Here is a 19421-nt window from a genome sequence, read left to right as displayed (position 1 = left end):
TCAGAGCCGAATCCTGCCCTCGGTTGCCGCCAGTGCGATATCGGTACGGAAATGACTGCCGGGCAACCGGATCGAGTCCAACACCCGATAGGCATCCGTGCGCGCCGCTTCCAGGTCCGCCCCGGTGCCCACCACCGACAACACCCGGCCACCCGAGGACACCACCGCACCGTCCTCGCGAAGTGCGGTGCCCGCGTGCAACACCCCGTCGGCCTCGGCGCCGACGATCACATCGCCCACCCGAGGCCGGCCCGGGTAGTTCTCGGCGGCCAGCACCACCGTCACCGCGGCTCCGTCGCGCCAGCGCAGCGCGCCGAAGTCGCTGAGCCCACCGGTGGCGGCGGCGTACAGCAACTGCCCCAGCGGTGATTCCAGCAGTGCCAGCACCGCCTGGGTCTCCGGATCGCCGAAGCGGCAATTGAATTCGACGACCGCCGGACCGGTTGACGTCATCGCCAGTCCGGCATAGAGCAGGCCGGAAAATCGATTGCCCCGTCGAACCAGTTCAGCGGCAACAGGTTCCACAACATTGGCGACGATTCCCGCGGTCGCCTCCCGGGACAGCCATGGCAGCGGCGCGTAGGCGCCCATGCCGCCGGTGTTGGGGCCGCTGTCGCCGTCGCCGACGCGCTTGAAGTCCTGGGCGGGAAGCAGTGGCACCACAGTGTTGCCGTCGACCACGCAGAACAGTGACAGCTCCGGGCCATCCAGAAAGGACTCCAACAGCACCGGGTGTCCGTCGTCGAGCAGGCCGGCGGCATGTGCCCGCGCCGCGGAGCGGTCCGCGGTCACCACCACTCCCTTGCCGGCGGCCAGCCCGTCGTCCTTGACCACCCAGGCAGCCTCCCCCGCGTCCGGGCCGAATCGGGTCAGCGCGGCATCGAGGCCGGCGGGGTTGTCGACGATCTCGCTGCGGGCGGTGCGCACGCCCGCGGCTGCCATCACGTCCTTGGCGAAGGCCTTGGAACCTTCGATGCGGGCGGCGTCCTGGGACGGGCCGAAGCAGGCGATCCCGGCGGCGCGCACCGCGTCGGCCACGCCCAGCACCAGTGGCACCTCCGGTCCGATCACCACCAGGTCGGCCTCGACATCGCGGGCCAGCGTGGTCACGGCCGGTCCCGAGGTGATGTCCACGTCGCGCTGCTCGGCTATCGCGGCGGTACCCGCGTTGCCGGGTGCGATCACCAGGCGATCGACCTTGGGATCGCTGGCCAGGGCCACCAGCAAGGCGTGTTCCCGGGCGCCGGAACCGATCACCAGGACGTGCATGGGCAACTACTCCTCACTCGCCGTCATCGCGGCCGGACAACGGTTCCGAGCCTAGTTGAGACCGTGCCTTCGCTACCTCAGCCGCCCGCCACCATGGCGTGCAGCTCCGTGATCGACCACGGCGGCGTCCCCTGATGATCGCGGTAGCCCAGCACCGCGGGGGCCGCGCGGTCGAACCGGCCGACGAAGCCGCCCGATGCCAAGAACACCGATCCGGTCACGCCGGCGGCCAGGTCGCTGGCGAGGTAGGCGTAGAGCGGTGCGGCGTATTCGGCGGGCGCCGGATCCAGCGACGCGGCCATGGTGAACTCGTCCAGCAGGCCCCGGGCATGCAGGCCGCGGATGTGCTGCTCGTAGTCGGCGCCGGTGGACAGCCGGGTCTTGGCGCCCGGGCACACCACGTTGGCCCGCACCCCGTGCTCGGCGAGTTCGGCGGCGATCGCCTGCGTCAGCCCGTTGATCGCGGCCTTGCCGGCCGGATAGCCGGTGCCGCCGTAGTCGCCGAGGAAGGCCACCGAGCCGCTGTTGACGATCGACCCGCGGCGTTGCCGGGCCATCAGCGGCGCGGCGGCCCGACAGGTGTGAAAGACCGTGCCCAGGTGGGCGTCGAGCAGGTCGTGGAACTGCGCACCGGAGATCGACAGGATCGAGGACCCGGCCGGCTCGGCGACACCGGCACAGTTGATCAGGACGTCGACGCTGCCGTACTCCTCGCGACAGGCCTGCACCAGCGCCACCGCGGTCGCCTCCACATGGGCGGCCCCAGCCAGGCCGACGGCCCGGCCACCCGAACCGGTGATGACGGCGACGGTGTCGTCCACCGCGCCGTCGTCGCGGCCGTTGACCACCACCCCGGCACCGTGGGCCGCGAGCAGCTCGGCGACCGCCCGGCCGATGCCGCGACTGCCTCCGACGACAACGGCGCCCCGGGACGCGAACAGTGTCACGGCTCCTTGTTCATCCGCAGCGCGCCCTCGACATTGGCCTTCTTGTCTTCGGCCTTGCCGGCCGCGGCGGCCTTGCGCCGCCTGGCCACCACGACGTCGACCGCGCCATTGAGCGCCGACCCCAGCGGGAACCCCAGATAGTGGGTCAAGAAGACCGCCATCTCCTTGAGCTCGGTCTCGGTGAGCTCCCCATTGAGCAGTGCGGCATTGATCTGGATCTCGGCCAAGTCGCGGTTGCCGATCGCGGTCACCGCCGTCAGCGTCATGATCCGTTTGTCGCGCATCGACAATCCGGGTCGGGTCCATATGCTCCCGAACAGGTGATCCACGGTCAGATCGAAGTAGGGGTCGCCCTCGATGTTGGGCATCTCCCAGCCGTAGACCTCGTTCATCTTCTCCAGGCCGGCGCGGCGCTGTTCGTCCATCAGATCTCTCCTAGTCCTCGGAGTGCGGCACGCCCAGGCCGGCGGCGAGCTCGGCCAGCGCGATCTGCGCGAGCGGGAGATCGACCCCGGTGGCCTTGCCCAGTGCCAGTGCCAGACTCAGGTCCTTCTCCCCGAGTCCGCGGGTGTGGGTGAACGGGCCGCGCAGGAAGTGGTCCTGCGGCAGCGGCGCGGTGGAGTCCAGCAACATGATCGCGCCGGGTCCGCCGGTGAGCGCATCGGTGTGGCGCACCACCCGGCCCAGTGCCTGCAGGTCCAGCCCGGCCGCTTCGGCGAGCTTCATCGCCTCGCCGGCCGCGGCGTAGGCGGTGAAGGTCAACATGTTGCGCGCCAGCTTCATTCGGGTGCCGGCACCGGGCTCGCCGGCGTGGATCACCAGCGACGCCCAGCACTTGAACGCCGGTTTGATCTGCTCGTAGACCGCACGCTCGGCGCCGACCATGGTCGCCAGCTGCCCCTTCTGAGCGGCACCCGCGCCCCCACTGATCGGTGCGTCGATGACGTGAATGCCCTGCGGCTTGAGTTCCTCGGCCAGTTCGGCTGCCGTGGTGTCGGCGATCGTCGAGTGGATCGCGATCACGGTGCCCGGCTTGGCATCGGGCACCAGTTCGGCGACCACCTCGCGGACCTGGGCGTCGTCGAGCACCGTGATGCTGATGACGTCGGCGCTGGCCGCGACGTCGGCGACGCTACCGGCCTGGCGCGCCCCGGCCTCGGTCAGCGGGGTCATCGCCTCGGGGCGCACGTCGAACACCGTCACCCCACCCGGCCAGTCGACCAGCCGTTGCGCCATCGGCGCGCCCATGTTCCCCAGCCCGATGTAGCCCAGGCGAATCTCGTTGTCTGCGCTCATGACCGGATGATCTGTCCGCCGTCGACGTTGAAGATCTGTCCGGTGATCCACGACGCCTGATCCGACAGCAGGAACAGGCACATCGGAACCAGGTCCTCGGGCGTGCCCATCCGGGCCAGCGGCAGCTGCTGCACCATCTGCTTGACGATGGCCTGCGGGGTGGTGACCCGGTTGGCCTCGGTGTCGATGGGGCCGGGCGCGATCGCGTTGATCCGGATGTTGCGCCAGCCCAGCTCACGCGAGAGCTGCTGGGTCAGGCCGTTGATACCGACTTTGGCCAGACCGTAGAAGTTCGCGTAAACCCATGCCGCGGTGGAGGATTGGTTGACAATGGCACCGCCGCCGCGCTGCGCCATGTGTTCGTAGACGGCCCGGGTGCAGATCAGCGCACCGTCGAGGTTGACCCGCATGAACTTCTCGTAGTAGTCCCACGGCACGGTCAGCAGGCCGTCGAGCTTCATCCCGCCGAAGATCGCGGCATTGTTGACTAGGTAGTCGATCCCGCCGAACTCCGCCACCGCCTGATCGGCCATCGCCTTGGCCGACTCCGGGTCGGAGACGTCGACGCCGACCGCCAGCGCCTTGCCGCCGTCGGCCACGATCTGCTTGGCCACATTCTGCGCGCCCTCGACGTTGATGTCGGCGATCACCACCGCCGCGCCGCCGGCGGCCAGCGCCTCGGCGTAGGCCTGACCGATCCCGCCACCGGCGCCGGTGACGATCGCCACCTTGTCGTCGAATTGCCCCATCTCTATCTCCTCTTAGTTCGCTGCTGTTGCAATGGATTTGATCTCCAGGTATTCCTCGAACCCGGCGACACCCATCTCCCGGCCGTTGCCGGACTGCTTGTATCCGCCGAACGGCACGTCAGCGGAGTACCAGACTCCGCCGTTGACGTTGACGGTCCCGGCGCGCAGCCGGGCCGCGACCGCGGCCGCCCTGGTGTCGCCGCCGTAGACGGTGGCCGACAACCCGTAGGGCGAGTCGTTGGCGATGCGCACCGCGTCGTCGTCGCCGTCGTGGGCGATCACGGTCAGCACCGGGCCGAAGATCTCTTCGCGGGCCACCCGTGCGTCATTGGTCAGCCCGGCGATCACGGTGGGCTCGATGAAGAAGCCGACCGGCTGGTCGGCCGGACGCCCGCCGCCACAGGCGAAGCTGCCGCCTTCGGTGACAGCCAGGTCCAAATAGCTCTGCACGCGGTCACGCTGGCGCGCCGAAATCACCGGCCCGCATACGGTTCCGGACTTCTCCGGGTCACCGGGCTTGATCGAGCCCATGGTGCCGGCGGCGATGGCGACCGCCTCGTCATAGCGGGCCCGGGGCACCACCAGCCGGGTGGTGATCGCACAGCCCTGCCCGGCATGGATGCAGACGGAGAAGGCCGCCACCGAGCAGGCCGCGGCCAGGTCGGCGTCGTCGAGCACCAGGAAGGCGGACTTGCCACCCAACTCCAGGAACACCTTCTTGATGGTCGCTGCGGCATCGGCCATCACGGCACGCCCGGTGGCGGTCGAGCCGGTGAACGAAACCATGTCCACCCGAGGATCTTTCGCGAGCATGGCGCCCAATGCGTGGTCGGTGGAGGTGACGATGTTGACCACGCCCGGCGGGATGTCGGTGTGCTCGGCGATCAGCTCACCGAGCACCGCGGCCACCCACGGGGTGTCCGGGGCGGGCTTGAGCACCACGGTGTTGCCCGCCGCCAGTGCCGGCCCCAGCTTTGCCAGGTTGATCTGGTGCGGGAAGTTCCACGGGGTGATGGCGCCGACCACGCCGACCGCCTCTCGCACCACCGAGCGCCGGGTGGGGATGCCCATCGGTGCGGCCTGCCCGAGATCCTGTGTCCACTCGTAGCTTTCGCAGGTGTCCGCGGCGAACCCGAGGTCTTCGACCGGTCCCTCCAGCTGGGCGGCGGCGGTGAGCATGCGTGGCGCGCCCACCTCGGCGATGGTCACCTCGCGCAGCTCTTCCAGATTCTCGCGCAGCGCGTCACGCAGCTGCCGCACGCAACGCACCCGCAGCTCGGGGTTTCTCGACCAGTCGGTGTCGTCGAAGGCCCGCCGGGCGGCGTCGATGGCCCGGTCCATGTCGGCGGCGTCGGCGTTGGCCGCCTCACCGAGCACTTCCTCGGTGGCCGGGTTGACCGTAGCGAAGGCACCCGCACCGCCCGCGGCCAGTTTTCCGTCGATGAGCAGCCGGCTCATGCCGTCGGCCAGTAATGCCATCAGTCACTCCCAGAGAAATCGGACACTTGTCTGTTATTACCCGGTCGAACCCTAACCGCAGAATCCGCGATCCCGCAACCCCGACACCAAAAAACATGTTTGTCCTGCGGACTTGCCCATCAGGCCCATCATCGGCTAATTTGGACAGGTGTCCAGCGAACTGGTGGCGGCAGTCACATCGACCGATACTGCCCCGCGCAACCGGCGCCAGGAGGAGACCTTCCGCAAGGTGCTGGCCGCCGGCCTGGAGATGCTGCGCGAGAAGTCCTACGCGGACCTGACCGTGCGCGCGGTGGCCGCCCGAGCCAAAGTCGCCCCGGCGACCGCCTACACCTACTTCTCGTCGAAAAACCATCTGATCGCCGAGATCTACCTGGATCTGGTTCGCCAGGTCCCGTACTTCACCGACGTCAACGAACCGATGCCCAGCCGGGTCAATCAGGCGCTGCGGCACCTGGCCCTGGTGGTCGCCGACGAGCCCGAGGTGGCGGCGGCCTGCACGGCGGCGCTGCTCAGCGGCAGCGGTGATGCGGCGGTACGCACGGTGCGCGACCGGATCGGCGGCGAGATCCACCGCCGCATCACCTCGGCGATCGGCCCCGGCGCGGACCCGCAGACGGTCTCGGCCCTGGAGATGACCTTCTTCGGCGCCCTGGTCAACGCCGGCAGCGGCGCCTTCACCTACCCCCAGATCACCGATCGGCTGGCCTTCGTGGTCAGCCTGATCCTGGAATCAGGAGTATCCACATGAGCCTGCAGACAGCTCCACCGGTCCTCAATCCGTACGACTACGACTTCCACGAGGACCCGTTCCCGTACTACCGCCGGCTGCGCGACGAAGCCCGGGTGTATCACAACGAAGAGCTGAACTTCTGGGCGATCTCGCGTCACCAGGACGTCCTGCACGGGTTCCGCAACAGCGACGCGCTGTCCAACCGCGACGGGGTGTCACTGGACCCGGTCTCGCGTGGCCCGCACGCCCAGCTGGTGATGTCGTTCTTGGCCATGGACGATCCGGCGCACCTGCGCCTTCGCACCCTGGTGTCGCGCGGCTTCACCCCGCGCCGGATCCGCGAGCTCGAACCGCAGGTGATCCGGCTGGCACGTCAGCACCTGGACGCCGCGATCCAGCCCGGCTCGGACGGCACCTGTTCGCTGGACTTCATCAACGACTTCGCCGGCAAGCTGCCGATGGACGTCATCTCCGAACTGATGGGCGTGCCCGAGGCCGACCGGACCCGGATCCGGGAGCTGGCAGACGGGGTGCTGCACCGCGAAGACGGCGTGACCGACGTCCCGCAGTCGGCCATCCAGGCCTCGATGGATCTGATGACCTACTACAACGAGATGATCGCCGACTTCAAGAAGCATCCGGCCGACAACCTCACCTCGGCGCTGCTGGAGACCGAGGTCGACGGGGACCGGCTCGGCGACTCCGAGATCCTGGCCTTCCTGTTCCTGATGGTGATCGCCGGCAACGAGACCACCACCAAGCTGCTGGGCAGCGCCATCTACTGGGGCCACCGCAACCGCGACCAGCTGACGCCGCTGTATGCCGATCACTCCCGGATCCCGCTGTGGGTGGAGGAGACGCTGCGCTACGACACCCCCAGCCAGATCCTGGCGCGCACCGTCGCGCAGGACTACACACTGCACGGCACCACGATTCCCGCCGATTCGGTGGTGCTGCTGCTGCCGGGTTCGGGAAACCGCGACGAGCGGGTCTTCGACGAGCCCGACGCCTTCCGGATCGGCCGCGACATCGGTTCCAAGCTGCTCAGTTTCGGCAGCGGAGCGCACTTCTGCCTGGGCGCGCACCTGGCCCGGATGGAGGCCCGGGTGGCGCTCGAGGAGCTTTTCAACCGGATCAGCGACTACCAGGTCGACGAGGCCAACGCCGTGCGGGTGCACTCATCCAACGTGCGCGGTTTCGCCGATCTCCCGATCATCGTCAAGGAGGCATAGATGCCACGCTTCGACCCGCCCCCCGCCCGCCGGCCCGCGATCGTCGCGGGTGCGTCGTCGGGTATCGGCGCGGCTACCGCGCAAGAGCTTGCCCACCAGGGCTTTCCGGTGGCTCTCGGGGCCCGGCGCACCGAGAAGCTCACCGAGCTGGTCGACAAGATCCGCAGCGACGGCGGTGAAGCGGTGGCATTCAGCCTCGATGTCACCGACGCCGACTCGGTGAAATCGTTTGTGGCACAAAGTATCGATGCCCTGGGTGAGATCGAGTTGCTGGTCTCCGGCGCCGGCGACATGAACCCCGGCCGCATCCACGAGCTGTCCACCGAGGCATTCAACGACCAGATCCAGGTCCACCTGATCGGCGCCAACCGGCTGGCCACCGCGGTGCTGCCGGACATGGTCGCCCGCCGTCGCGGCGACGTGATCTTCGTCGGCTCGGACGTCGCGTTGCAGCAGCGCCCGCACATGGGCGCCTACGGCGCGGCCAAGGCGGCGCTGGTCGCGATGGTGCACAACCTGCGAATGGAGTTGGAGGGCACCGGAGTACGCGCCTCGATCGTTCACCCCGGACCGACCCTGACCGAGATGGGTTGGAAGCTGTCGGCCGAGCAGGTGGGCCCGATGTTGGAGGACTGGGCCAAATGGGGCCAGGCCCGGCACAACTACTTCCTTCGCCCGCAGGACCTGGCCCGTGCCATCGCGTTCGTCGCCCAGACCCCGCGCGGCGCCCACATCGTCGACCTGGAAGTACAGCCCGAGGCTCCGTTGAGCGACGCTGCCGCCGATCGTCAGCAGCTGCAACTGGGCGAGGAAGGAATGCCATGACCGTCACGACTGAAGTCCCCCGGGTCTCCGGAGGGGAGGCCGAACACGGCCACCTCGAAGAGTTCCGCACCGATCCGATCGGACTGATGCAGCGGGTCCGCGATGAGTGCGGCGACGTCGGCTGGTTCGACCTGGCCGGACGAAAGGTGGTGCTACTGACCGGCGCCGAAGCCAACGAGTTCTTCTTCCGGTCGACCGACGACGAGCTCGACCAGGCCAAGGCCTACCCCTTCATGACCCCGATCTTCGGTAACGGCGTGGTGTTCGACGCCCCGCCGGAGCGTCGCGCGGAGATGTTGCACAACACCGCCCTTCGCGGTGACCACATGAAGCGGCACGCCAGCACCATCGAGCACGAGGTGCGCCAGATGATCGAAGGCTGGGGCGAGAGCGGAGAGATCGATCTACTGGAGTTCTTCGCCGAGCTGACCATCTACACCTCCACAGCGTGTCTGGTCGGCAAGAAGTTCCGCGACGAACTCGACGGCCGCTTCGCCGAGGCCTACTACGACCTGGAGCGCGGCACCGACCCACTGTGCTACGTCGACCCGTACCTGCCGATCGAGAGCTTCCGGCGCCGCGACGCGGCCCGGGTCAAGCTGGTCGAGCTGGTGCAGGGCATCATGAACGGCCGAATCGCCAACCCGGAGACCGACAAACGGCGCCGGGACATGATCGACGTGATGATCTCGATCCCCGACGAGGACGGCAACCCGCGGTTCACCGCCGACGAGATCACCGGGATGATCATCTCGATCATGTTCGCCGGGCATCACACCAGCTCGGGCACCTCGTCGTGGACGATGATCGAACTGCTGCGCCATCCCGAGATCCGCGCGGAGGTGGTCAAAGAACTCGACGAACTCTACGCCGACGGCAGCGAGGTGAGTTTCAATGCGCTGCGCCAGATCCCGAACCTGGAGAACGTGCTCAAGGAGACTCTGCGGCTGCACCCGCCGCTGATCATCCTGATGCGGGTGTCCAATGGCGAGTTCGAGGTCTGCGGCTATCCGATCCATGAAGGCGACATGGTCGCGGCTTCGCCGGCGGTCTCCAATCGGATTGCCGAGTCCTTCCCGAACCCCGACGAGTTCATCCCGGAGCGCTACAACGAGCCGCGCGAGGAAGATGTCATACACCGGTGGAACTGGATTCCGTTCGGGGGCGGCCGGCACCGTTGTGTGGGCTCGGCGTTCGCCACCATGCAGATCAAGGCGATCTTCTCGATTCTGCTGCGCGAATATGAGTTCGAGATGGCGCAGCCGCCGGAGACCTACCGCAACGACCACTCCAAGATGGTGGTGCAGTTGGCCCGGCCGGCCAGGGTGCGCTACCGCCGCCGCACCGCATAGGGGCAGGAGGACACCAACATGGGTAAGTACGTCGTCAAGGCCGACCTGGACCTGTGCCAGGGCCACGCCATGTGCGAACTGGAGGCACCGGACTACTTCCGGGTGCCCAAGCACGGCAAGGTCGAGATCCTCGATGCCGAGCCGCCCGACGAAGACCGGCGCCAGATCGAGAACGCCGTGCGAGCCTGTCCCACCAGAGCTTTGTCCATTCACGAGAAAGAGGATTGAAAGATGCCTGCCTTCCCCCGAGACGAACTCGACGCCTGGGTCGAGCGCTGGCTACAGGCCAATCGTGACGCCGAAGCGGCCGGCGACTGGCGGCCACTGGCCGACTTCTATGCCGACGACGCCACCTACGGCTGGAACATCGGCCCCAAGGAAGACGTGATGTGCGTCGGGATCGATGAGATCCGCGACATCGCACTGGGATTGGAAATGGATGGCCTGGACAACTGGCAGTATCCGTACCAGAAGGTGCTCATCGACGACAAGCAGGGCGAGATCGTCGGATTCTGGAAACAGGTCGCCACTGACGCAGACGGGTCGCAGGCGGAGATCTACGGGATCGGCGGTAGCTGGTTTCGGCTGGATGACGAAGCCAAGATCTCCTGGCAGCGGGACTTCTTCGACTTCGGTCATGTCTCGGCGCTGTACATGGACCTGATGAAGGCCGGCAAGCTTTCGAAGGGCATGCAGAAGCGCATTGAGCGCAGCCTGGCCGGTGAGACGCTGCCCGGCTACTACCCACTGGGTAAGTCTCCGGCGCCGCTCTGGTAACGCACCACCCACTCCAGGAGGACTCGTGGCCATCCGCGTCGCCCTGATCGGCACCGGCAACGCCGGGCGCATCGCCCTGCGTGGGCTGATCACCAATCCCGCTTACGAACTCACCGGCGTATGGGTGTCGACGCCGGCCAAGGTGGGCCGCGATGCCGGCGAACTCGCCGGTGTCGACGTCCACACCGGCGTCGCCGCCACCGACGACTTCGCGGCGATCATCGGCGCCGGACCGGACGCCGTGGTCTACTGCGCGATGGGTGACACCCGGCTACCCGACGCGATCAAGGACGTCTGCCGGCTGCTGGCCGCCGGCATCAACGTCATCGGGACCGCCCCGGGGGTGTTGCAGTACCCCTGGGGTGTCATCCCGGACAAGTTCATCGCGCCCATCGAAGATGCTGCGCGGCAGGGTAATTCGAGCGTGTACGTCAACGGCGTCGATCCCGGTTTCATCACCGACCTGGTGCCGCTGGCCTTCGCCAGCACCTGCCAGAGCATCGAACAGATCCGCTGCCTGGAGATCGCCGACTACGCGACCTACGACGGCGCCGAGGTCATGTTCGACGTGATGGGCTTCGGCAGTTCACCCGACGACGTGCCGATGCTGCTGCAGCCCGGCATTCTGAGCATCGCGTGGGGCGCGACGATCCGGGAGCTGGCCGCCGGGTTGGGCGTGACCCTGGACGCCATCACCGACTCCAGCGAACGCGAGCCGGCGCCGGAGGCCTTCGATATCGCCGCCGGGCACATCCCCAAAGGCGGTGTCGCAGCACTCAAATTCGAGATCAACGGCATCGTTGACGGCCACCCACTGATCGTGGTGGAGCACGTCACCCGGCTGCGCAGCGACCTGCGGCCGGACTGGGCGCAGCCGGCACAGCCGGGCGGCTCCTACCGGGTGGAGATCACCGGCGAACCGTCCTATGCCGTCGACATCTGCCCGACCAGCCGGCACGGCGACCACAACTACGCCGCGATCGCCGCGGGAGTCGGTCGGGTCGTCAACGCGGTGCCCGCCGTCGTCGCGGCACCGGCGGGCATCGTCACCACCCTGGACCTGCCGCTCGTGGGCGCTCCCGCCGTCATCACGACGGCCCGCACCTGAGTCGCACCAGACAACCACCACCACGGAAAGGCGAAATGCGCATGGGACGTGTAGCCGAGAAGGTCGCTCTGATCAGCGGAGGAGCCCGCGGCATGGGCGCAGCCGACGCTCGAATGTTGGTCGCCGAGGGCGCCAAAGTGGTCATCGGCGATGTGCTCGACGAAGAGGGCGCCGCTCTGGCGGCAGAACTCGGTGATGCCGCGCGCTACGTGCATCTCGACGTCCGGGACCCGGATCAGTGGGCCGCCGCGGTCGGGGCCGCGGTCGAGACGTACGGGAAGCTCAACGTCTTGGTCAACAACGCTGGCACCGTCGCACTGGGACAGCTACGCAAATTCGATCTCGCCCAGTGGCACAACGTCATCGACGTCAACCTCAACGGCACATTCCTGGGTATGCGCGCCGCCATCGATTCGATGATCGCGGCCGGCGGCGGGTCGATCATCAATGTGTCCTCGATCGAGGGCCTGCGCGGGGCGCCGATGGTGCACCCCTACGTGGCGTCGAAATGGGCCGTGCGCGGACTGACGAAATCCGCCGCTCTGGAGCTCGCCCGCCACAACATTCGCGTCAATTCGCTGCACCCCGGTTTCATCCGCACCCCGATGACCGAGCATCTGCCCGAGGACATGGTCACGATCCCGCTCGGCCGGCCCGGGGAGGCCGACGAAGTCGCCACCTTCGTGGTGTTCCTGGCCAGTGACGAATCCTCTTACGCCACCGGCTCGGAGTTCGTCATGGACGGCGGGCTGGTCACCGACGTGCCTCACAAGACCGGATGATATTGCTGCCCATGACCGATGTGAATTTGCCGCCCTTGATAATCCGAGGAGTTCTTCGATGACATCAACTCAGTCCGGCTGTCCCTTCGGCGCCGGGTTCGACTTCACCGATCCCGATGTGCTGCTGGCAGGTATGCCGGTCGCCGAGTTCGCCCAGCTGCGCCGGACCGCCCCGGTGTGGTGGAACTCCCAGCCCACCGACGGAAACATCTTCGGCGACAACGGCTACTGGGTGATCAGCAAGCACCAGCACATCCGGGAGATCTCCCGCGACAGCGACGTCTGGTCCACCAACGTCAAGGGCGCGGTGATGCGGCTGCCCGAAGGCATCACCGCCGACCAGCTGGAGCTGACCAAGGCGCTGCTGATCAATCACGACCCGCCCGAGCACACCCGGCTGCGCAAGCTGGTGTCGCGGCTGTTCACCCCGCGGTCGGTGGCCGTGCTGGAGGAGAAGCTCGCGCACTCGGCCCGCGAGATCGTTTCCGCGGCAGCTGAAAAGGACAGCGGCAACTTCGTCGACGACATCGCGATGCAGCTGCCACTATTGGCGATCGCCGACCTGATCGGGGTGCCCGAATCCGACCGGGAGAAGCTGTTCACCTGGACCAACTCGATCATGAACACCGACGACCCGGACTTCGACGCCGATCCGGCCATGGCCAACGCCGAGTTGATGGGCTACGCCTACACCATGGCCGAGCAGCGCCGGAAGTGCCCGGCCGACGACATCGTCACCAAGCTGGTCCAGGCCGACCTCGACGGAGAATCGTTGGGCGAGACCGAATTCGCCTTCTTCGTGATCCTGCTGGCGGTGGCCGGCAACGAGACCACCCGTAACGCGATCACGCACGGCATCAACGCGTTCGCCGAGAACCCCGACCAGTGGGAGCTCTACAAGAGCCGTCGCCCCGAGACCGCTGTGGATGAGATCGTGCGCTGGGCGACCCCGGTGCACTGCTTCCAGCGCACCGCCAAGGTCGACACCGAGGTCGGCGGGGTGGCCATCGGGGCGGGTCAGCGCGCGGGCCTGTTCTACAGTTCGGCCAACTTCGACGAAGAGGTGTTCGACCGGCCGTTCAGCTTCGACATCCTGCGCGACCCCAACCCGCACCTGGCGTTCGGCGGGCAGGGCACGCACTATTGCATCGGGGCCAACCTCGCCCGCATGGAGATCCGGCTGATCTTCGACGAGATCGCCGGCCAACTACCCGACATCACCAAACTGGCGGAACCGCAACGCCTCCGGTCCGGGTGGATCAACGGGGTCAAAGACCTGCAGGTGGCCTATCACGGCTGACGCCGTCACACCGGCCGGGTTTGGCGGCCAATCAGACGGTTGGTTGAAGTGAGCCTTCCCCCGGGCTGTGACGGGCTATAGGCTTCGGATGAATGCAGTGGGCTGCGTCACGCTCCGGCCGGACCGGGGTCCTTCGCCAGCCGAATATTCGAAACGAAAGCAGGTAAACGGTGAAGACAAAGGGTGCGCTGCTCTGGGAGTTCAACAAGCCGTGGTCGGTCGAGGAGATCGAGATCGGTGACCCCCGCAAAGACGAGGTCAAGATCCAGCTGGAAGCTGCCGGGATGTGCCACTCCGACCACCACCTGATGACCGGTGGGATCCCGATGGCCGGCTTCCCGGTGCTCGGCGGGCATGAGGGCGCCGGCATCGTCACCGAGGTCGGCCCGGGCGTCGAGAACATCGCCGTCGGCGACCACGTGGTGCTGTCGTTCATCCCGTCCTGCGGCGAATGCCCTTCGTGTCAGGCCGGGATGCGCAATCTGTGCGACCTGGGCGCCGGACTGCTCAACGGCGTGGCGGTCAGCGACGGCACCTTCCGGGTCACGGCCAACGGCCAGGGCGTCTACCCGATGACGTTGCTGGGCACCTTCTCGCCGTACATGGTGGTGCACAAGACCTCGGTGGTGAAGATCGACCCGTCGATCCCGTTCGAGGTGGCCTGCCTGGTGGGCTGCGGCGTCACCACCGGCTACGGCTCGGCGGTCCGCAGCGCCAACATCCGCCCGGGTGAGGACGTCGCGATCGTCGGCGTCGGCGGCGTGGGCATGTCGGCCCTGCAGGGTGCGGTGGCCGCCGGTGCCCGCAACATCTTCGTCATCGACCCGGTGGACTGGAAGCGCGACCAGGCGCTGAAGTTCGGCGCCACCCACGTCTACCCGGAGATCTTCGCCGCGATGGGCGGCATGATGGAGGTCACCCAGGGCCTGATGGCCCGCAAGGTGATCGTCACCGTCGGCGAGGTGCACGGCGCCGACATCGACAACTACCTGGTCCTGACCGCCAAGGGCGGCACCTGCGTGCTCACCGCGATGGGCAGCGTGCTGGAGAACCAGGTCACGCTCAATCTGGCGATGCTGACGCTGCTGCAGAAGAACTTGCAGGGCACCATCTTCGGCGGCGGCAACCCGCAGTACGACATCCCGCAGCTGCTGTCGATGTACAAGGCCGGCAAGTTGAACCTGGACGACATGGTGACCCGCCAGTACAAGCTGGAGCAGATCAACGAGGGCTACCAGGACATGCTGGACGGCAAGAACATTCGCGGCATCATCCGCTACACGGACGCGGATAGGTAATTCGCCGGGTCAGGCGTGCCGGAACACCAGGCTGGCCCGCAGCTTGGTCTTGTTACCGACCATGCCCAGGAAATTGCCCTCCACCGCGAACTGTTTGCGGGTGACCGTCGCCTCGGTGGTCAGCCGGACGACGCCGTCGTCGAGCGGGGTGATGTCGACCCGCAGCGGCAACGGTCCGGTGATGCCCTTGACGGTCAGTTCGGCGTCCAGCGCAACAGCGTCGGCGCCGGCCGGCCGCCCGCCGTTGACCACCACGGTGATCTCGGGGTACCGCTCGCTGTCGAAGAAGTTCGACCGCCGCAGGTCGTGGTCGCGGGTGCCCAGGCCGGTCTCGACCGAGTCGGCCTTGATGACGATGCGCCCGGTCACGGACTCGGCGTCCTTGATCTCACCGCTGCCGGTGAAATCGGCGAACGAGCCGCGCACCTTCAGCGCGCCCCACATGGTGCCGTTCTCGAATCGGATGCTCGACTGGCCGGTATCGAGATTCCAGGCGCCAACCGCCTTGGGGTTGCTGAGAATTGTTGTGACAGTCGACATCTCATCTCCTCTACCTGATGCGTGGGGAACCCGCGATACCGGTACCGGCTCGAAGTCGATAATACGCAGCGGCGGCGTTTACGTCCGGTACTCGGCGCATATGCTGACACCCATGACCAGTGTTTTCACCAAGATCATCAACGGGGAACTGCCGGGCCGGTTCGTCTACGAGGACGATGACGTCGTCGCCTTCCTCACCATCGAGCCGATGACGCAGGGGCACACCCTGGTGGTGCCGCGCGCCGAGATCGACCAGTGGCAGGACATCGACAGCGCGGTGCTCAGCAAGGTGATGGCGGTCGCGCAGCGGATCGGCAAGGCGGTGTGCCGGGCCTTCGACACCGAGCGGGCCGGCATGATCATCGCCGGCCTGGAGGTCCCGCACCTGCACGTGCATGTCTTTCCCGCCCGCAGCCTGACCGACTTCGGCTTTGCCGGCGTGGACCGCAATCCGTCGCCGGAGTCGCTCGACGAGGCGCAAGAGAAGATCACCGCCGCCCTGGTCGAACTGCTCTGAGCCTCAGACGATCTCAGCAGGCCGCTCGGCCGGTGCGTCGGCCAGCCGTGGGATCGTGACCCGGAAAGTACAGCCCGCGCCGGGCGGGGAGATCACGGTGACGGTGCCGCCGTGCGCCCGGGTCAGCGAGTCGACGATCGACAACCCCAGGCCCGTCCCGCCGCTGGTGCGCGCCCGCGACGAATCGGTGCGATAGAAGCGTTCGAAGACTCGCTGCACGTCCTGCTCGCTCATCCCCGGCCCTTCGTCGACGACCTCGAGGACGGCGCCACCGCCCTCGGTGCCGACCCGCACGGTGATCGCAGCGGTGTCCGGGGTGTGCTGCAACGCGTTGGACAGCAGGTTGCTCAAGACCTGTCGCAACCGCGGCTCGTCGCCCAGCACCTCCGGGGTTCCCGGACCGTCGAACACCTCCAGTTCGACGCTGCGGCCCGGTGCGATCGCCCGGGCGTCGTGCACGGAGTCGGTGGCCAGCACCAGCAGGTCGACCCAGCGGCGTTCCAGTGGGCGCTGGGCGTCCATCCGGGCCAGCAGCAGCAGATCCTCGACGAGCAGCCCCATCCGGCGCGCTTCGCTCTCGATGCGCGACATCAGCATCTCGATATCACGGGCCGCGCCCTGGCGGTACAGCTCGGCGAAACCGCGGATGGTGGTCAACGGGGTGCGCAACTCATGACTGGCGTCGGTGATGAACCGGCGCATCCGCTCCTCGGAGACCCGAGCGTTGTCCGCCGACGCCGCCGAGGACGCCACGGCCTCCTGGATCTGCGCAAGCATGCCGTTGAGTGCCAGCGTGAGCCGCCCGACCTCGGTGCGCGGATCGCGTTCGGGGACCCGGCGGTCCAACTGGCCGGCGGCGATCGCGGCAGCGGTCTGCTCCACCTCCGTCAGCGGCCGCAGGCTGCGGGTCACCACCACATACCCGGCGATGCCCAGCACCGTTAGCACGCAGACGCCGATCGCCACCCGCGACCAGGCCAGGTACCGCAGCGTGGCCCGCGGATCGGACAGGTCGCGAGCCACCGTGATCAGCCGGCCGTTCTCGCCGTGCACAGACAGGGCCCGCCAGTGCACGCCCGACCCGTCGACCGAGCCGACCGTGACGGGCTCGGAACCGACGTCGTTGCCCGGCGGTAGCCGAGGCTCGGCATTGTGGTCGTTGATGACGGTCCAGACGCTGCCGTCGGGGTCCACATCACGGACGTAGAAGCTGGTCGGCGGCCGGCCGGGATTGGGGTCCCCGCCTGCGGCCACTGCAACTCGTGGACGCTGCTCGAGCGCCCAGCCGTGGGCGGCGTCGATCAGGGTTTCGTCGATCCGGCTGATCAACCGGTGACTGAGGATGGCGGTGACGGCGTAGCCCTGCGCCAGGAGCCCGACGGCCACCAGCGCAAGCGTGGCCGCGATCAGGCTGACCCGGAGCGGCAGAACCGAACTGAGAGATTTGACCCTGCCCACCATCGGCAGGTGCGATTCACCGAGGTTCGCGGAGCACATAACCCACACCACGCAGGGTGTGCAGCAGCCGCCGGTCACCGGTGTCGATCTTGCGGCGCAGATAGGAGACGTAGGACTCGACCACGTTGACGTCGCCGCCGAAGTCGTAGCGCCATACGTGGTCGAGGATCTTCGGCTTGCTCAGCACCGTCCCGGCGTTGATGACGAAATACCGCAGCAGGGTGAACTCGGTGGGCGACAACGACACGGGTTCGCCGGCCTTCCACACCTCGTGGGTGTCCTCGTCGAGTTCGATGTCGGCGAATGTCAGCCGGGAGTTGCGGGGCTCCCCGACGCCCTTGCCGGCCCGTCGCAGGATGACCCGCAGCCGGGCCACCACCTCCTCCAGGCTGAACGGCTTGGTCACGTAGTCGTCGCCGCCGAGAGTCAGTCCGGTGATCTTGTCCTGCAACGAATCCCGTGCGGTCAGAAACAGTGCCGGGGCGTCGATGCCATCGGCGCGCAGCCGGCGCAGCACACCGAACCCGTCCATGCCCGGCATCATCACGTCGAGGATCACCGCGTCGGGCCGGATCTCGCGCGCACGGTCCAGCGCCGCCGGACCGCTGGAGGCCGTGTAGACCTCGAAGCCCTGGAACTTCAGGCTGACCGACAGCAACTCGACGATGTTGGTTTCATCGTCGACGACGAGGATCCTGGCCTCCGGTGCGGCTTCTTGCGCAGCTATTGCTCCCATGACGTTAATTTGCTACCAGTCGGGTGAACAATGTCTGAACGCCAGCTGTGTGTTGGTTGTCAATCAATCCCGCTGATATGGCGGCCGGATCGCCCCTACACTGGCCGGATGGACCTGGCCAAGCAGTTGATCGCCCTGTCGACGGCCCCGGCACGCATCGGATTGTCGATCGCCGACGCCGGTCTCGGTGTCGCCGGCGCGGCGCTCGGACTGGTCCGGCAGTCGCTCGGGGAGCCGTCCAGCCAGGGTGCGGCCAACTCGATGGCGCACATGCTGGGCCTGGAGGAGACCGTCGCGCGGGCCAACCGGCTGGCCAAGTTGATGGACGACGACGCTCCCCTGGGCCGTGCGCTGGCACCCGATGGCCCGGTTGACCGATTGCTGGCGCCCGGCGGCCTGGTGGACCAGCTGACCGGGCCGGGCGGTCTGATCGATCGGCTCACCGCCGATGGCGGCGGCCTGCAGCGGGCGCTGCAGCCAGGGGGGCTGGTGGATCAGCTCACCGACGAGGACGGCCTGATCGAACGACTGCTGGCCGAGGACGGCCTGGCCGACCGGCTGCTGTCCGAAGGCGGGCTGATCGACAAACTCACCGCCCGCAACGGGCCCCTGGAGCAGCTCGCCGGTGTGGCCGACACCCTGGGCCGACTGGCCCCCGGCATGGAAGCCCTGGAGCCGGCGATCGACACCCTGCAAGAAGCCGTCATCGCGCTGACCATGGTGGTCAACCCGCTGAGCAACATCGCCGAGCGCATCCCGCTGCTGCCCCGGCGGTCGGGCCGGCGCCCGTCGTCCCGGGTCCGCTCGCAGCGGGTGATCGACGCCGACGCCCCGGGTGCCGACGGGGCCTGACCGCGCCCGTTAGGCTGGCAGCGCTAGACCCGCCTCCTTAGCTCAGTGGTAGAGCGTCGCTCTTGTAAAGCGGATGTCGTCGGTTCAATCCCGACAGGGGGCTCCATGTCCCGCGACTAGACGGTATGGGGGGCTGGGGCCTCACTCACATGTGAACGTGGGTTGCCGACA

The 19421-nt window shown here is 67.5% G+C and carries 21 protein-coding genes and 1 tRNA gene; 13 read left to right on the top strand and 9 right to left on the bottom strand.

What is annotated here, in order from left to right:
• From purD to K6T84_RS02975, 6 genes are all read right to left on the bottom strand, one after another.
• A complete protein-coding gene (purD, locus tag K6T84_RS03000) occupies positions 1–1269 on the bottom strand; it encodes a phosphoribosylamine--glycine ligase (RefSeq protein ID WP_225400764.1) in 1269 nt (422 codons plus the stop codon).
• 77 nt (positions 1270–1346) lie between these two features.
• Positions 1347–2216, bottom strand: a complete 870-nt coding sequence (locus tag K6T84_RS02995; RefSeq protein WP_224862849.1) for an SDR family NAD(P)-dependent oxidoreductase — start codon at positions 2214–2216, stop codon at positions 1347–1349.
• Positions 2213–2641 (bottom strand): carboxymuconolactone decarboxylase family protein, encoded by a 429-nt coding sequence (locus K6T84_RS02990; protein WP_224862851.1) that lies wholly within the window; start codon positions 2639–2641, stop codon positions 2213–2215. The genes K6T84_RS02995 and K6T84_RS02990 overlap by 4 nt, the downstream gene beginning before the upstream one ends.
• Positions 2642–2651: 10 nt before the next feature.
• Complete coding sequence (locus tag K6T84_RS02985; RefSeq protein WP_224862853.1) at positions 2652–3512, bottom strand: NAD(P)-dependent oxidoreductase; 861 nt, start codon at positions 3510–3512, stop codon at positions 2652–2654.
• Positions 3509–4261: an SDR family oxidoreductase gene (locus tag K6T84_RS02980; protein WP_224862855.1), complete on the bottom strand. Its 753-nt coding sequence runs from the start codon at positions 4259–4261 to the stop codon at positions 3509–3511. Before K6T84_RS02980 ends, K6T84_RS02985 begins: the two co-directional genes overlap by 4 nt.
• A gap of 12 nt (positions 4262–4273) precedes the next feature.
• A complete protein-coding gene (locus K6T84_RS02975) occupies positions 4274–5740 on the bottom strand; it encodes an aldehyde dehydrogenase (RefSeq protein ID WP_224862857.1) in 1467 nt (488 codons plus the stop codon).
• Positions 5741–5888: 148 nt separating this feature from the next.
• Between K6T84_RS02975 and K6T84_RS02970 the strand changes: the two genes are divergently transcribed.
• The 10 genes from K6T84_RS02970 to K6T84_RS02925 all read left to right on the top strand — a co-directional run bounded on the left by K6T84_RS02970 (position 5889) and on the right by K6T84_RS02925 (position 15147).
• A complete protein-coding gene (locus K6T84_RS02970; protein ID WP_224862859.1) occupies positions 5889–6491 on the top strand; it encodes a TetR family transcriptional regulator in 603 nt (200 codons plus the stop codon).
• Positions 6488–7705 carry a cytochrome P450 gene (locus tag K6T84_RS02965; protein WP_225400765.1) on the top strand — a complete coding sequence of 406 codons (1218 nt, stop codon included), beginning with the start codon at positions 6488–6490 and terminating at the stop codon, positions 7703–7705. Before K6T84_RS02970 ends, K6T84_RS02965 begins: the two co-directional genes overlap by 4 nt.
• Complete coding sequence (locus K6T84_RS02960) at positions 7706–8530, top strand: SDR family oxidoreductase (protein WP_225400766.1); 825 nt, start codon at positions 7706–7708, stop codon at positions 8528–8530.
• Positions 8527–9882 (top strand): lanosterol 14-alpha demethylase, encoded by a 1356-nt coding sequence (cyp51, locus tag K6T84_RS02955; protein WP_225400767.1) that lies wholly within the window; start codon positions 8527–8529, stop codon positions 9880–9882. Before K6T84_RS02960 ends, cyp51 begins: the two co-directional genes overlap by 4 nt.
• Before the next feature lie 18 nt (positions 9883–9900).
• Positions 9901–10110: a ferredoxin Fdx gene (fdx, locus tag K6T84_RS02950; protein ID WP_225400768.1), complete on the top strand. Its 210-nt coding sequence runs from the start codon at positions 9901–9903 to the stop codon at positions 10108–10110.
• A 3-nt stretch (positions 10111–10113) separates the two neighbouring features.
• Positions 10114–10659 (top strand): nuclear transport factor 2-like protein, encoded by a 546-nt coding sequence (locus tag K6T84_RS02945; protein ID WP_224862868.1) that lies wholly within the window; start codon positions 10114–10116, stop codon positions 10657–10659.
• A gap of 25 nt (positions 10660–10684) precedes the next feature.
• Entirely contained in the window at positions 10685–11767 is a 1083-nt protein-coding gene (locus K6T84_RS02940; RefSeq protein WP_224862870.1) for an NAD(P)H-dependent amine dehydrogenase family protein, read from the top strand.
• A 41-nt stretch (positions 11768–11808) separates the two neighbouring features.
• Complete coding sequence (locus K6T84_RS02935) at positions 11809–12549, top strand: glucose 1-dehydrogenase (RefSeq protein ID WP_224862872.1); 741 nt, start codon at positions 11809–11811, stop codon at positions 12547–12549.
• A 58-nt stretch (positions 12550–12607) separates the two neighbouring features.
• Positions 12608–13849 (top strand): cytochrome P450, encoded by a 1242-nt coding sequence (locus K6T84_RS02930; RefSeq protein WP_224862874.1) that lies wholly within the window; start codon positions 12608–12610, stop codon positions 13847–13849.
• Between the two features lie 170 nt (positions 13850–14019).
• Complete coding sequence (locus tag K6T84_RS02925) at positions 14020–15147, top strand: NDMA-dependent alcohol dehydrogenase (protein WP_224862876.1); 1128 nt, start codon at positions 14020–14022, stop codon at positions 15145–15147.
• A 9-nt stretch (positions 15148–15156) separates the two neighbouring features.
• Here the strand turns inward: K6T84_RS02925 and K6T84_RS02920 are convergent, their stop codons facing one another.
• A complete protein-coding gene (locus K6T84_RS02920) occupies positions 15157–15687 on the bottom strand; it encodes a YceI family protein (protein ID WP_225400769.1) in 531 nt (176 codons plus the stop codon).
• Between the two features lie 112 nt (positions 15688–15799).
• On the opposite strand from K6T84_RS02920, the gene K6T84_RS02915 reads away from it, so the two are divergent.
• A complete protein-coding gene (locus K6T84_RS02915; protein ID WP_224862880.1) occupies positions 15800–16204 on the top strand; it encodes an HIT family protein in 405 nt (134 codons plus the stop codon).
• A 3-nt stretch (positions 16205–16207) separates the two neighbouring features.
• Here K6T84_RS02915 and K6T84_RS02910 read toward each other — a convergent pair whose 3' ends face one another.
• Entirely contained in the window at positions 16208–17665 is a 1458-nt protein-coding gene (locus K6T84_RS02910; protein WP_224865992.1) for a sensor histidine kinase, read from the bottom strand.
• Between the two features lie 13 nt (positions 17666–17678).
• Positions 17679–18398, bottom strand: coding sequence for a response regulator transcription factor (locus K6T84_RS02905; protein ID WP_224862882.1), 720 nt, complete (start codon positions 18396–18398; stop codon positions 17679–17681).
• Between the two features lie 108 nt (positions 18399–18506).
• Between K6T84_RS02905 and K6T84_RS02900 the strand changes: the two genes are divergently transcribed.
• Both K6T84_RS02900 and K6T84_RS02895 read left to right on the top strand, forming a co-directional pair.
• On the top strand, positions 18507–19250 hold the full coding sequence (locus K6T84_RS02900; protein WP_225400770.1) for a hypothetical protein: 744 nt from the start codon (positions 18507–18509) through the stop codon (positions 19248–19250).
• 31 nt (positions 19251–19281) lie between these two features.
• Positions 19282–19356 (top strand) — tRNA-Thr (locus K6T84_RS02895).
• Positions 19357–19421: the final 65 nt, after the last annotated feature.

Origin of the sequence: Mycobacterium zoologicum, assembly GCF_020181635.2 — a bacterium.
Classification (GTDB): Bacteria; Actinomycetota; Actinomycetes; order Mycobacteriales; family Mycobacteriaceae; genus Mycobacterium; species Mycobacterium zoologicum.
Note: the sequence above shows the minus strand (reverse complement) of the source record. Positions and strands in the feature narration are given on the sequence as shown.